This is a genomic window from Methanococcus maripaludis, assembly GCF_002945325.1.
In the GTDB taxonomy this organism is placed as follows: Archaea; AGJL01; Methanococci; order Methanococcales; family Methanococcaceae; genus Methanococcus; species Methanococcus maripaludis.
In genome coordinates this window covers 1,013,067-1,027,328 of record NZ_CP026606.1, presented here as the reverse complement: position 1 = coordinate 1,027,328, position 14,262 = coordinate 1,013,067, and the positions used below count along the sequence as shown (strand labels likewise).

5 protein-coding genes and 6 rRNA genes are annotated in these 14,262 nt (G+C 47.2%); 4 read left to right on the top strand and 7 right to left on the bottom strand.

Translation table 11 applies throughout. The features are described from left to right. Nucleotides 1–8 precede the first annotated feature (8 nt). Nucleotides 9–797 carry a MinD/ParA family ATP-binding protein gene (locus tag MMJJ_RS05495; RefSeq protein WP_011171665.1) on the top strand — a complete coding sequence of 263 codons (789 nt, stop codon included), beginning with the start codon at nt 9–11 and terminating at the stop codon, nt 795–797. Between the two features lie 31 nt (nt 798–828). After that, nucleotides 829–1,647 carry an imidazole glycerol phosphate synthase subunit HisF gene (gene hisF, locus MMJJ_RS05490; protein WP_104838004.1) on the top strand — a complete coding sequence of 273 codons (819 nt, stop codon included), beginning with the start codon at nt 829–831 and terminating at the stop codon, nt 1,645–1,647. A 73-nt stretch (nt 1,648–1,720) separates the two neighbouring features. Here hisF and rrf (MMJJ_RS05485) read toward each other — a convergent pair. The 6 genes from rrf (MMJJ_RS05485) to MMJJ_RS05460 all read right to left on the bottom strand — a co-directional run bounded on the left by rrf (MMJJ_RS05485) (nt 1,721) and on the right by MMJJ_RS05460 (nt 11,513). Then, nucleotides 1,721–1,835 (bottom strand): 5S ribosomal RNA (rrf, locus tag MMJJ_RS05485). A 56-nt stretch (nt 1,836–1,891) separates the two neighbouring features. After that, nucleotides 1,892–4,859 (bottom strand): 23S ribosomal RNA (locus MMJJ_RS05480). A gap of 146 nt (nt 4,860–5,005) precedes the next feature. Beyond that, nucleotides 5,006–6,472 (bottom strand): 16S ribosomal RNA (locus MMJJ_RS05475). 289 nt (nt 6,473–6,761) lie between these two features. Beyond that, a 5S ribosomal RNA gene (rrf, locus tag MMJJ_RS05470) occupies nt 6,762–6,876 on the bottom strand. Between the two features lie 56 nt (nt 6,877–6,932). Next, nucleotides 6,933–9,900 (bottom strand): 23S ribosomal RNA (locus MMJJ_RS05465). A gap of 146 nt (nt 9,901–10,046) precedes the next feature. Next, a 16S ribosomal RNA gene (locus tag MMJJ_RS05460) occupies nt 10,047–11,513 on the bottom strand. The 16S, 23S and 5S rRNA genes sit together here, the layout of an rRNA operon. A gap of 243 nt (nt 11,514–11,756) precedes the next feature. Here MMJJ_RS05460 and MMJJ_RS05455 point away from each other — a divergent pair. Then, nucleotides 11,757–12,038: a DUF2098 domain-containing protein gene (locus tag MMJJ_RS05455; RefSeq protein WP_011169945.1), complete on the top strand. Its 282-nt coding sequence runs from the start codon at nt 11,757–11,759 to the stop codon at nt 12,036–12,038. A 30-nt stretch (nt 12,039–12,068) separates the two neighbouring features. Further along, nucleotides 12,069–13,133 carry a TIGR03576 family pyridoxal phosphate-dependent enzyme gene (locus MMJJ_RS05450; protein ID WP_104838003.1) on the top strand — a complete coding sequence of 355 codons (1,065 nt, stop codon included), beginning with the start codon at nt 12,069–12,071 and terminating at the stop codon, nt 13,131–13,133. A gap of 35 nt (nt 13,134–13,168) precedes the next feature. On the opposite strand, the gene MMJJ_RS05445 is transcribed toward MMJJ_RS05450, so the two are convergent. After that, nucleotides 13,169–14,260, bottom strand: a complete 1,092-nt coding sequence (locus MMJJ_RS05445) for a 2-oxoacid:acceptor oxidoreductase subunit alpha (protein ID WP_104838590.1) — start codon at nt 14,258–14,260, stop codon at nt 13,169–13,171. Nucleotides 14,261–14,262: the final 2 nt, after the last annotated feature.

Genomic DNA, 14,262 nt, shown 5'->3' with positions numbered 1-14,262 from the left:
GTGGTAGTATGAGATTGGGATTTTACAACATACAAGGCGGAACTGGAAAAACGACCATTGCTGCAAATATTGGGTATTACCTGAGTGATAAAACCAAAACTGTTTACGTGGATTGCGATATTTACGCTGGTTGTGGGGCCCTGTTATTTGGATTTGAAGATAGCCCCCATACGTTAAATTCTTACCTTTCTGGAGCAAGCGCTTTAACAGATATAATACATCAGTTTGACGATCTTTCTGTGATTGTTGCAGATTCAACACCCAATTCATTCAATACAGAAATTAATCAAAAAAGAATGCTCGAATTAATCAGGGTTTTAAATGATAACTATGATATCGTGTTATTAGACCTTCCTCCAAACATTACTGAAGGAAATCTTTTATTTTCTTCTTTGAATTTAGAAGAAAAAGTAGTAAATAAGATGATTGTTGTTGCAGAAGACAGTATCCCTGGAATTGCAAATACCATGAAAACAAAAGAGCTTCTTTACGCAATAGATATCGATTGTATTGGTGTTATTGTAAACAAATTCAAAGATACTGTTGATTTCGACGAAGCACTTGATGACATTATTGCAATATTGCCATACGATAAAAAAGTGGAAAACCAGTGGATGGAAAACGTTCCTGCAGTTCAGATGAAATCAAAATTCAGTAAGGAATTAAGTTATTTAGCAGAAGATCTTGCTGAAGTCTACATCAAAAAAGACCTTGCCGCAGTTAGGGCTTTAAAAGTAGCAAAAGAATTAAAAGATATGACATCTAAAAGACAGGATGTTGAAGAAGACGAATTTTAAAAAATCAATTTATTACTTTTTTGGTGAATTTATGCTTACTAAAAGAATCATTCCCTGCCTTGATATCAAAGAAGGTAGAGTTGTTAAGGGAACAAATTTTGTAGAGTTAAGAGATGCAGGAGATCCGGTTGAGCTATCTAAAATTTACAACGAGCAGGGTGCTGACGAACTTGTATTTTTGGATATTACCGCATCTTTTGAAAAAAGAGACATTATTATTGACGTTGTAAAAAGAACTGCTGAACAAGTATTCATTCCATTAACTGTTGGTGGAGGCATAAAAACAGTTGATGACTTTAGAAAAATATTGAGAGCTGGCGCTGATAAAATTTCAATAAATACATCAGCAGTAAAAACTCCAGAATTGATAAAAGAAGCTTCTGAAATTTTTGGGACGCAGTGTGTTGTTGTTGCAATGGATGTAAAAAGAAAGTATATAACAGATTCTCAGGATGCAAATTTGAAGGATAAGAACATCTTTGAAACAAAACTTGGGTCCTGCTGGTTTGAAGTCTATATCTATGGTGGAAGAGAAGGAACGGGTATTGATGCAATAGAATGGGCTAAAAAGGTTGAATATTTAGGTGCTGGAGAAATTCTTTTAACTAGTATGGATGCAGATGGTACAAAAGATGGGTACGATTTAGTATTGACGAAAGCAATTTCTGAAAATACAAAACTTCCAATAATTGCAAGCGGAGGTTGTGGAAATGCAAACCACGTTGTCGATGCATTTACTGAAGGAAAAGCTGATGCTGCATTAATGGCAAGCATTTTACACTATAGAGAATGTACTGTTAATGACTTAAAAAAAGAAGTTGAAAAAAATAATATTCCTGTAAGATTTTAATTTTAAATTTTTTTGATAGTTTAAAATATCCTTTAATCTAAATATACAAATTAATATGCCTAAAATAAAAAGTGACTAACAGCGTCACATTGTTCCCACCAGATGGCAGTACTTAATGAATCGCAGGAGGGCTTAATTTCCGAGATCGGGATGGGATCGGATGTAACTCCTCCGCTATGACCGTTATATCAAAGTTTAAATTAAAAGTGCATCTATTGCCCCCGTATCTTTAAGTGTCCAGATGCCAATTTATCTCTTGAACTATTAGTACTAGCGGGCTGAACATCTCGGAAAACCTTGATGCGTACACCCCTAGCCTATCAAACCTGTCTTCTACAGATGTTCTCGTTCCCGAAGGAAACGGCTGTCTATTTTCAGGATGAATTTCGAGCTTAGATGCTTTCAGCTCTTATCTCTTGGCGCGTGGCTGCTCGGCAATGCCTTGTCAGACAACCGATCGACTAGAGGCGCCGACGGCCCGTTCCTCTCGTACTAGAGCCACCTTTCCCTCAGACAGCCAACACATCCAGCAGATAGCAACCAACCTGTCTCACGACGGTCTAAACCCAGCTCATGATCCCCTTTAATGGGCGAACAGCCCCACCCTTGGGTCCTGCTGCAGACCCAGGATGGGAAAAACCGACATCGAGGTAGCAAGCCGCGGGGTCGATATGGGCTCTTGCCCGCGACAACTCTGTTATCCCCGGGGTAGCTTTTTTGTCATCCCTGGCCCCCATCAGTGAGGCACAGGGGTTCGTTAGGCCCGGCTTTCGCCTCTTCGTTGCGTTTTGTTGGCAACAAAGTCAGGCTGGCTTTTGCCCTTACACTCAACAGCGGAGTCCTGACCCGCTTGAGCCAACCTTTGGGCCCTCCTGATGCATTTTTAGGAGGGTACCGCCCCAGCCAAACTGCCCACCTACCGGTGTCCCCTAAAAGGGTAAGGAACATGGTCATGAGAGGGTGGTGTCCCAGGGTCGCCTCCACCTTTCCTGGCGAAAAGGTTTCGATGGCTCCCACCTACACTGTACACTCACAACCATGCCCCAACGACAGGCTGCAGTAAAGCTCCACGGGGTCTTCGCTTCCCACTGGAAGTCTCCGGCCTTTGCGCCGGAATGGTAGGTTCACCGGATTCTAGTCGGGGACAGTGGAGGTCTCGTTACGCCATTCATGCAGGTCGGAACTTGCCCGACAAGGAATTTCGCTACCTTAAGAGGGTTATAGTTACCCCCGCCGTTTACTGGCGCTTCGCCCGGTTGAAACCGGGGTTCACGTACCAGCACTGGGCAGGCGTCGGCCTTAGTACACACCTTTTCAGGCTCGCTAAGACCTATGTTTGTATTAAACAGTCGGACCTCCCTGGTCACTGCGACCAGCGATCCCATATATAAACAAGATCACTGGCACTCCTTCTCCCGAAGTTACGGAGCCAATTTGCCGACTTCCCTCGACTAGATTCATCCGCTACGCCTTAGGATACTCACCTAGGGGCACCAGTGTCGGTTCTGGGTACGGACATCTAAAATCCTTGTTAGTTCCCTTTTCACGGGCTCCAGAGATCGGCCGAACCCTCCTAACGGAGAGCTCATCACTCTTTCATCCGGTTCTCGTTATTACAACTCTCCCCGGACTTATAAGCTTGAATGCCCAGACAAGAACACTCAGCCTACCCAGAAGCGTCGGAAACTAACCTAGTGTTGCCACGCGTATTTAGATGGCACAGGAATATTAACCTGTTTCCCTTTCCTCTCAAAGAAGTTAACTCGAGAGTTAGGACCGGCTTACCCACAGCTGAAAAACATTGCTGTGGAACCCTTGCCCCTTCGGCGGTGGGGATTCTCACCCCACTTATGCTGTTACTACTACCGGGATCTTCATTTCTACGAGGTCCACTCGACTTCACAGCCGAACTTCTGCCCTCGCAGAACGCCCCCCTACAGGATCACCTTTCGGTGCCCTTGGGTCTCGGCGGCCGATTTAGCCCCGTCCATTTTCGGGGCCCTTGATCTCGACAGGTGAGCTGTTACGCACTCGTTAAAGGATGGCTGCTTCTAAGCCAACCTCCCTGCTGTCTTAGACCAAGGACGCCCTTCGTGTTCACACTTAATCGGCACTTAGGGGCCTTAACCCAAGTCTCGGTTATTCCCGTCTCGGACATACAGCTTACCCGTATGCCCTCACTCGGAGCATGCGACGACGACAAGTTCGGAGTTTGACAAAACAGCGAGGAATTTCTTCCCCTAACCACCTTATCAGTGCTCTACCTTGCCGACTATCTAAACTCCGGCTGACCTGAGAGTCACTTCGGAGGGAACCAGCTATCTCCGGGCTCGATTGGCCTTTCACCCCTAGACCGAGGTCAGAAGAGTGCTTCGAACGGCAACAACTCTGCAGGCCTCCATCCCTCAGTTGAGGGACTTCACCTTGCCCCGGCCTAGATCGCCCGGTTTCGGGTCATATTGCTGTGACTCCGGGCCCTTAAGACCCCGTCCCTCAAGATTTTGCGGACTTGTTGGTTTCCCTACGCCTACGATCGTGAAGATCTTAAGCTCGCCACAACAATATACTCCCCGGCCCGTTTTTCGAAACGGACGACACAACCCTGGCTCTATACTTCGTACAGCCGTCTTGCGACGGTTTCCTTCAGTATAGTTGCCTTTGGGGCCGTGTCATACCATACCTATCTGGTTTCAGGCTCTTTTCACACCCGATTAAAGGTGCTTTTCAGCTTTCCCTCGCGGTACTAGTACACTATCGGTCTTGGAACGTATTTAGAGTTGGAAGTTGATGCCTCCCAAATTCCCGCGCGATATCCAACGCACGGTACTCAGGGACACTTCAAACCTGAATCGATTACGCTTACGGGACTTTCACCCTCTATAGTGTGACGTTCCAGTCAACTTCAGCTTTTCTCAACAGGCGAAAAGAAGGCCCTATAACACCACATCTCCCCGAAGGGATTCAGTTTGCTCTGATCCGCGTTCAATCGCCTCTAATAACGGAATCTCTATTGATTTCTCTTCCTGCGGGTACTAAGATGCTTCAATCCCCCGCGTTCCCAATCCTTAACGGATTACAAAGTAGGAAGTCCCATTCGGAAATCTCAGGTTCAATGACTGTATGCGTCTCGCCTGAGCTTATCGCAGCTTACCACGTCCTTCATCGGCGTTCCAAGCCAAGCCATTCCCCAGATAGGGTAATAGATAAATCTAGGCATCTGGATAACACCAGATACGGAGGCTTATGCACGACCTTCACTAAAAATCCGGTCCTCGGTCCATAATACTCGGTATTGTGGACTGAGCAACTAATAGCCTACAATCTTTTAGTGCCTAGTAGCAACCATTGTTCTTTTTTTAGGAGGTGATCCAGCCGCAGGTTCCCCTACGGCTACCTTGTTACGACTTCACCCCCCTCGCTGAGCCCAAGTTCGACCCTAGCCAAAGGCCAAGGCCTCACTTCAACCCAACTCGGGTGGTGTGACGGGCGGTGTGTGCAAGGAGCAGGGACACATTCACCGCAGTATTATGAACTGCGATTACTACGGATTCCAGCTTCACGTGGGCGAGTTACAGCCCACGATCCGAACTACGACTAGGTTTAGGAGATTTGCGTCCCTTTTCAGGGTTGCGGCCCATTGTCCTAGCCATTGTAGCCCGCGTGTAGCCCAGGAGATTCGGGGCATGCGGACCTATCGTTGCCCGCTCCTTCCTCTGACTTAGCGCCAGCGGTCCCCTATGAGTGCCTTTCTCCCTGAGGAAAAAGTAGCAACATAGGGCACGGGTCTCGCTCGTTACCTGACTTAACAGGACGCCTCGCGGTACGAGCTGACGATGGCCATGCACCACCTCTCAGCGCTTCAGGCAAGGTCGTCAACCTGGCCGTCATCATGCTGTCGCTCCTGGTGAGATGCCCGGCGTTGAATCCAATTAAACCGCAGGCTCCACCCGTTGTGGTGCTCCCCCGCCAATTCCTTTAAGTTTCAGTCTTGCGACCGTACTCCCCAGGCGGCGAACTTAACGGCTTCCCTTCGGCACTAGATGGGCACGGGGCCCACCTAACACCTAGTTCGCAAAGTTTACGGCCAGGACTACCCGGGTATCTAATCCGGTTCGCGCCCCTGGCTTTCGTCCCTCACCGTCGGACCCGTTCCAGACAAGTGCCTTCGCCATAGGTGGTCCTTCAAGGATCAACACATTTCACCGCTACCCCTGAAGTACCCTTGTCCTCTCCCGGTCCCAAGTCCAGCAGTATCCCTGCCAGTCCTGCGGTTAAGCCGCAGGATTTAAACAAGGACTTACTGGACCGGCTACGGACGCTTTAGGCCCAATAAAAGTGGCCACCACTCGGGCCGTCGGTGTTACCGCGGCTGCTGGCACCGAACTTGCCCAGCCCTTATTCCTCAAGCTGTTTACACTTGATAAAAGCCCATGCTGTGCATGAGCACTTGGGATCCCCCCGTCGCACTTTCGTGCATTGCGGAGGTTTCGCGCCTGCTGCGCCCCGTAGGGCCTGGGGCCGTGTCTCAGTCCCCATCTCCGGGCTTCCTCTCTCAAGGCCCGTACCGATCGTAGGCTTGGTGGGCCATTACCCCACCAACTACCTAATCGAGCGCAGTCCAATCCTCAGGCGCATATGCTTTCGAAAAAGAATCGTTCCAGACTGCTTTTTCTATGGGGTATTATCCTCAGTTTCCCAAGGTTATCCCCCACCTGAGGGTATGTTAACCACGTGTTAATGAGCCGTCCGCCATGGCCGAAACCATAGACTCGCATGGCTTAGTCGAATCCCAATAGCAGTGGCCTCCGGCGGGATCAACCGGAATTAGTAGCGTAAAAGAATTTTACGCCACCCTCTCGTGGAGTACGTCATTTTACATTAAAGGAAATGACATTTGGTTGCTATCTAGGTTTCACCTAGATTGTAGGCTTACATCGCACCTGAGTATTTCAATCAGATGTTCACTTCAATTGCATAATATGCAAGTGATATGGATAGTGTAATGTTTTTAGGTTTGAAACGATAGTATATAAAAAAAATTAATTTAAAAAGGGAAATCCAATAAAATATCCTTTAATCTAAATATACAAATTAATATGCCTAAAATAAAAAGTGACTAACAGCGTCACATTGTTCCCACCAGATGGCAGTACTTAATGAATCGCAGGAGGGCTTAATTTCCGAGATCGGGATGGGATCGGATGTAACTCCTCCGCTATGACCGTTATATCAAAGTTTAAATTAAAAGTGCATCTATTGCCCCCGTATCTTTAAGTGTCCAGATGCCAATTTATCTCTTGAACTATTAGTACTAGCGGGCTGAACATCTCGGAAAACCTTGATGCGTACACCCCTAGCCTATCAAACCTGTCTTCTACAGATGTTCTCGTTCCCGAAGGAAACGGCTGTCTATTTTCAGGATGAATTTCGAGCTTAGATGCTTTCAGCTCTTATCTCTTGGCGCGTGGCTGCTCGGCAATGCCTTGTCAGACAACCGATCGACTAGAGGCGCCGACGGCCCGTTCCTCTCGTACTAGAGCCACCTTTCCCTCAGACAGCCAACACATCCAGCAGATAGCAACCAACCTGTCTCACGACGGTCTAAACCCAGCTCATGATCCCCTTTAATGGGCGAACAGCCCCACCCTTGGGTCCTGCTGCAGACCCAGGATGGGAAAAACCGACATCGAGGTAGCAAGCCGCGGGGTCGATATGGGCTCTTGCCCGCGACAACTCTGTTATCCCCGGGGTAGCTTTTTTGTCATCCCTGGCCCCCATCAGTGAGGCACAGGGGTTCGTTAGGCCCGGCTTTCGCCTCTTCGTTGCGTTTTGTTGGCAACAAAGTCAGGCTGGCTTTTGCCCTTACACTCAACAGCGGAGTCCTGACCCGCTTGAGCCAACCTTTGGGCCCTCCTGATGCATTTTTAGGAGGGTACCGCCCCAGCCAAACTGCCCACCTACCGGTGTCCCCTAAAAGGGTAAGGAACATGGTCATGAGAGGGTGGTGTCCCAGGGTCGCCTCCACCTTTCCTGGCGAAAAGGTTTCGATGGCTCCCACCTACACTGTACACTCACAACCATGCCCCAACGACAGGCTGCAGTAAAGCTCCACGGGGTCTTCGCTTCCCACTGGAAGTCTCCGGCCTTTGCGCCGGAATGGTAGGTTCACCGGATTCTAGTCGGGGACAGTGGAGGTCTCGTTACGCCATTCATGCAGGTCGGAACTTGCCCGACAAGGAATTTCGCTACCTTAAGAGGGTTATAGTTACCCCCGCCGTTTACTGGCGCTTCGCCCGGTTGAAACCGGGGTTCACGTACCAGCACTGGGCAGGCGTCGGCCTTAGTACACACCTTTTCAGGCTCGCTAAGACCTATGTTTGTATTAAACAGTCGGACCTCCCTGGTCACTGCGACCAGCGATCCCATATATAAACAAGATCACTGGCACTCCTTCTCCCGAAGTTACGGAGCCAATTTGCCGACTTCCCTCGACTAGATTCATCCGCTACGCCTTAGGATACTCACCTAGGGGCACCAGTGTCGGTTCTGGGTACGGACATCTAAAATCCTTGTTAGTTCCCTTTTCACGGGCTCCAGAGATCGGCCGAACCCTCCTAACGGAGAGCTCATCACTCTTTCATCCGGTTCTCGTTATTACAACTCTCCCCGGACTTATAAGCTTGAATGCCCAGACAAGAACACTCAGCCTACCCAGAAGCGTCGGAAACTAACCTAGTGTTGCCACGCGTATTTAGATGGCACAGGAATATTAACCTGTTTCCCTTTCCTCTCAAAGAAGTTAACTCGAGAGTTAGGACCGGCTTACCCACAGCTGAAAAACATTGCTGTGGAACCCTTGCCCCTTCGGCGGTGGGGATTCTCACCCCACTTATGCTGTTACTACTACCGGGATCTTCATTTCTACGAGGTCCACTCGACTTCACAGCCGAACTTCTGCCCTCGCAGAACGCCCCCCTACAGGATCACCTTTCGGTGCCCTTGGGTCTCGGCGGCCGATTTAGCCCCGTCCATTTTCGGGGCCCTTGATCTCGACAGGTGAGCTGTTACGCACTCGTTAAAGGATGGCTGCTTCTAAGCCAACCTCCCTGCTGTCTTAGACCAAGGACGCCCTTCGTGTTCACACTTAATCGGCACTTAGGGGCCTTAACCCAAGTCTCGGTTATTCCCGTCTCGGACATACAGCTTACCCGTATGCCCTCACTCGGAGCATGCGACGACGACAAGTTCGGAGTTTGACAAAACAGCGAGGAATTTCTTCCCCTAACCACCTTATCAGTGCTCTACCTTGCCGACTATCTAAACTCCGGCTGACCTGAGAGTCACTTCGGAGGGAACCAGCTATCTCCGGGCTCGATTGGCCTTTCACCCCTAGACCGAGGTCAGAAGAGTGCTTCGAACGGCAACAACTCTGCAGGCCTCCATCCCTCAGTTGAGGGACTTCACCTTGCCCCGGCCTAGATCGCCCGGTTTCGGGTCATATTGCTGTGACTCCGGGCCCTTAAGACCCCGTCCCTCAAGATTTTGCGGACTTGTTGGTTTCCCTACGCCTACGATCGTGAAGATCTTAAGCTCGCCACAACAATATACTCCCCGGCCCGTTTTTCGAAACGGACGACACAACCCTGGCTCTATACTTCGTACAGCCGTCTTGCGACGGTTTCCTTCAGTATAGTTGCCTTTGGGGCCGTGTCATACCATACCTATCTGGTTTCAGGCTCTTTTCACACCCGATTAAAGGTGCTTTTCAGCTTTCCCTCGCGGTACTAGTACACTATCGGTCTTGGAACGTATTTAGAGTTGGAAGTTGATGCCTCCCAAATTCCCGCGCGATATCCAACGCACGGTACTCAGGGACACTTCAAACCTGAATCGATTACGCTTACGGGACTTTCACCCTCTATAGTGTGACGTTCCAGTCAACTTCAGCTTTTCTCAACAGGCGAAAAGAAGGCCCTATAACACCACATCTCCCCGAAGGGATTCAGTTTGCTCTGATCCGCGTTCAATCGCCTCTAATAACGGAATCTCTATTGATTTCTCTTCCTGCGGGTACTAAGATGCTTCAATCCCCCGCGTTCCCAATCCTTAACGGATTACAAAGTAGGAAGTCCCATTCGGAAATCTCAGGTTCAATGACTGTATGCGTCTCGCCTGAGCTTATCGCAGCTTACCACGTCCTTCATCGGCGTTCCAAGCCAAGCCATTCCCCAGATAGGGTAATAGATAAATCTAGGCATCTGGATAACACCAGATACGGAGGCTTATGCACGACCTTCACTAAAAATCCGGTCCTCGGTCCATAATACTCGGTATTGTGGACTGAGCAACTAATAGCCTACAATCTTTTAGTGCCTAGTAGCAACCATTGTTCTTTTTTTAGGAGGTGATCCAGCCGCAGGTTCCCCTACGGCTACCTTGTTACGACTTCACCCCCCTCGCTGAGCCCAAGTTCGACCCTAGCCAAAGGCCAAGGCCTCACTTCAACCCAACTCGGGTGGTGTGACGGGCGGTGTGTGCAAGGAGCAGGGACACATTCACCGCAGTATTATGAACTGCGATTACTACGGATTCCAGCTTCACGTGGGCGAGTTACAGCCCACGATCCGAACTACGACTAGGTTTAGGAGATTTGCGTCCCTTTTCAGGGTTGCGGCCCATTGTCCTAGCCATTGTAGCCCGCGTGTAGCCCAGGAGATTCGGGGCATGCGGACCTATCGTTGCCCGCTCCTTCCTCTGACTTAGCGCCAGCGGTCCCCTATGAGTGCCTTTCTCCCTGAGGAAAAAGTAGCAACATAGGGCACGGGTCTCGCTCGTTACCTGACTTAACAGGACGCCTCGCGGTACGAGCTGACGATGGCCATGCACCACCTCTCAGCGCTTCAGGCAAGGTCGTCAACCTGGCCGTCATCATGCTGTCGCTCCTGGTGAGATGCCCGGCGTTGAATCCAATTAAACCGCAGGCTCCACCCGTTGTGGTGCTCCCCCGCCAATTCCTTTAAGTTTCAGTCTTGCGACCGTACTCCCCAGGCGGCGAACTTAACGGCTTCCCTTCGGCACTAGATGGGCACGGGGCCCACCTAACACCTAGTTCGCAAAGTTTACGGCCAGGACTACCCGGGTATCTAATCCGGTTCGCGCCCCTGGCTTTCGTCCCTCACCGTCGGACCCGTTCCAGACAAGTGCCTTCGCCATAGGTGGTCCTTCAAGGATCAACACATTTCACCGCTACCCCTGAAGTACCCTTGTCCTCTCCCGGTCCCAAGTCCAGCAGTATCCCTGCCAGTCCTGCGGTTAAGCCGCAGGATTTAAACAAGGACTTACTGGACCGGCTACGGACGCTTTAGGCCCAATAAAAGTGGCCACCACTCGGGCCGTCGGTGTTACCGCGGCTGCTGGCACCGAACTTGCCCAGCCCTTATTCCTCAAGCTGTTTACACTTGATAAAAGCCCATGCTGTGCATGAGCACTTGGGATCCCCCCGTCGCACTTTCGTGCATTGCGGAGGTTTCGCGCCTGCTGCGCCCCGTAGGGCCTGGGGCCGTGTCTCAGTCCCCATCTCCGGGCTTCCTCTCTCAAGGCCCGTACCGATCGTAGGCTTGGTGGGCCATTACCCCACCAACTACCTAATCGAGCGCAGTCCAATCCTCAGGCGCATATGCTTTCGAAAAAGAATCGTTCCAGACTGCTTTTTCTATGGGGTATTATCCTCAGTTTCCCAAGGTTATCCCCCACCTGAGGGTATGTTAACCACGTGTTAATGAGCCGTCCGCCATGGCCGAAACCATAGACTCGCATGGCTTAGTCGAATCCCAATAGCAGTGGCCTCCGGCGGGATCAACCGGAATTAGTAGCGTAAAAGAATTTTACGCCACCCTCTCGTGGAGTACGTCATTTTACATTAAAGGAAATGACATTTGGTTGCTATCTAGGTTTCACCTAGATTGTAGGCTTACATCGCACCTGAGTATTTCAATCAGATGTTCACTTCAATTGCATAATATGCAAGTGATATGGATAGTGTAATGTTTTTAGGTTTGAAACGATAGTATATATTGTACACTATGAGATATTAGAATTGAGGTGATTCTATGACTCTTGACCGCAATGGTAAACTCATAGAAATCGGTTCCTATGTAAGATATATTAACACAGGAACTCATGGAACCGTCAAAGCAATTGAACCAAAAAATGATGAAGAATGGGTTCTTTTAGAAAATGACATATATTACAGACCCGAACTTCTTGAACTTGTTGAAAGAAGAAAAATCGAAAAAAAAGAATCGGAAGAAGAATTAATCGAAAGAATAACTAATGAAGATATTGATCTTGAAGCCGCTGAAAACGGATGCGGATGTTCAGGGGCAGGTTAATTAGTATAATTTACGTATCAAGGTGCAGTTATGGATAGTCTTTTGGAATTAAACCGGGTAAATACAGCAAGAGAAATAATAAGAAAAAAAATACAAAATACTGGAAGAAACAGTATTTATGATTTAACGGGTCTTTGTGGCGGATTTGAAATCTGTGAAGAAAACCTAAAATTAATAGAAACATATGTTGGGCCAGCAATATTTTCAGAAAAACTAAATAATGCTGGTTTAAGCCATTTATCAGGAAATTCCAAAATTCATAATGCAGTATGTTTTAACAGGACTTCTTCGGCAATATTGTCCACAATAATGACCATTTCAAAGTCTTTCGAAAAACTGGTGCATTATGTTCCTGAAAAACCTGCACACCCCTCAATTCCACGGAGTTGCAAAATATTTGGAATGGAATACTTTGAAAGTGATTCTTTAGAAGAAATTCTCTCAAAAATTGATGAAAATTCATTTACGGTAATAACTGGAGCTACCATGGATCACAAAGTAGTTTCTGAAGAAATTGCAGGAAAAATAATAGCTTACGCAAAATCTAAAAATTCTCCAGTATTTTTTGATGATGCTTCAGGAGCACGCTTGAGACAATTGTACGGAGAATCACCAGCTCTTGAAATGGGTGCAGATTTAGTTGTAACCAGCATGGACAAATTAATGGAAGGCCCAAGAGCAGGCCTTCTTGCAGGGAATAAAAACTTAGTTGACCAGATATATTCTGAAGGTTTAAAATTTGGACTTGAAGCGCAGGCCCCAATAATGGCCGCAGTTGTAACTGCTCTTGAAAGTTTTGATCTAAATAATTTAAAAAATGCATTTGAACGTGCAGAAAAAGTTGATTTATCAGTACTTGAAACTGAAAAAGTTGAGTATAAAAAAACTCCAACCGGATTTATAATAAAAAATCCATCAGAAGAAAAATTAATTGAAACTGCACTAAAATTGCTTGAAAATTACGGAATAGTTACAATCACTGCGGCAGGTATGCCTGGTGCAAGTAAAAACATAAGAATAGATTTCTGTTCAAAAGATGCAGAACGAATTTCTGATGAATACGTAATAAATGCGGTTTTAAATTCTTTAAAATAAAGTACTAAAAAAATAAAATAACTTTTTTAAAATTTTTAAATTAATTCTTTTAAGTCTTCGGGCCTGTGTAGTTCTCCACCGATTTTTCCACAACCAACTACTTCGCATTTTGCATATTTCATAACTTCTCCAGAAATCTGCCCTAAATTCATTTCTGGAACGATAATTTTTGAGGCTTTTAATCCTGCTATCAATTTATCAGGAAATGGAAATACAGTTTTTAACCTGATGTATCCAACATCTTGTCCTTGTTCCCTTAGAGTTTCAACCGTGTGTTTTACAGTTCTTGAAGGAGTTCCGTAGCAGATAAACATTGTTTCACTGTCCATATACTTTCCTTCGTATAATACAATGTCATCTTTATTTTCCAAAATTTTGTTGCAGATTCTTCTAACCAGTTTATCGTGTGTTTCTGCTGAAACGTCAGGGTACCCATTTTCCCCATGAGTTAATCCTGTTACGTGGATATTATATCCTTCACCAAATGTGGGCATTGGTGGAACTTCTTTGCCAAACGGATATGGTTTGGTACATGGTTTTTCTTCCGGTTTTTCACGGTTTAATATTTCAATATCATCGTGTAAAACTACTTTTTCTCTCATGTGTCCTAAAATCTCATCTGCCATAACAAAAACAGGTATTCTGTATTTTTCTGCATAATTAAAAGCAAGTATTGTAAAATCATACATTTCCTGAACTGATGAAGGACAGAGTGCTATCGGTTCATAGTCCCCGTGACTTCCCCACCTTACCTGCATCATGTCTCCTTGAGCTGCTGCAGTTGGCTGTCCTGTTGAAGGGCCACCTCTTTGGACATTTACTAAAACGCAAGGTGTTTCAGTCATGTAAGCGTAGCCGATATTTTCAAGCATTAAACTCATTCCCGGGCCACTTGTTGCTGTCATTGACTTTGTACCTGCCCAGCTTGCACCGATTATTGATGCGATACTTGCAATTTCATCCTCCATTTGTGAATAAAACCCGCCAATCTTTGGAAGTCTTTTTGCCATTCCTTCTGCAATCTCAGTTGAAGGGGTAATTGGATACCCTCCAAAAAATTTACATCCTGCTTTTATTGCACCTTCAACGCATGCCATGTTTCCCTGCATGAAGTTAACTTTTGTCATGA

What these genes read in the sequence shown, in the direction of transcription:
- MMJJ_RS05495 (WP_011171665.1), top strand. Translation starts at nt 9, where the DNA reads ATGAGATTGGGATTTTACAACATACAAGGCGGAACTGGAAAAACGACC.
- hisF (WP_104838004.1), top strand. Translation starts at nt 829, where the DNA reads ATGCTTACTAAAAGAATCATTCCCTGCCTTGATATCAAAGAAGGTAGA.
- MMJJ_RS05455 (WP_011169945.1), top strand. Translation starts at nt 11,757, where the DNA reads ATGACTCTTGACCGCAATGGTAAACTCATAGAAATCGGTTCCTATGTA.
- MMJJ_RS05450 (WP_104838003.1), top strand. Translation starts at nt 12,069, where the DNA reads ATGGATAGTCTTTTGGAATTAAACCGGGTAAATACAGCAAGAGAAATA.
- MMJJ_RS05445 (WP_104838590.1), bottom strand. Translation starts at nt 14,260, where the DNA reads ATGACAAAAGTTAACTTCATGCAGGGAAACATGGCATGCGTTGAAGGT.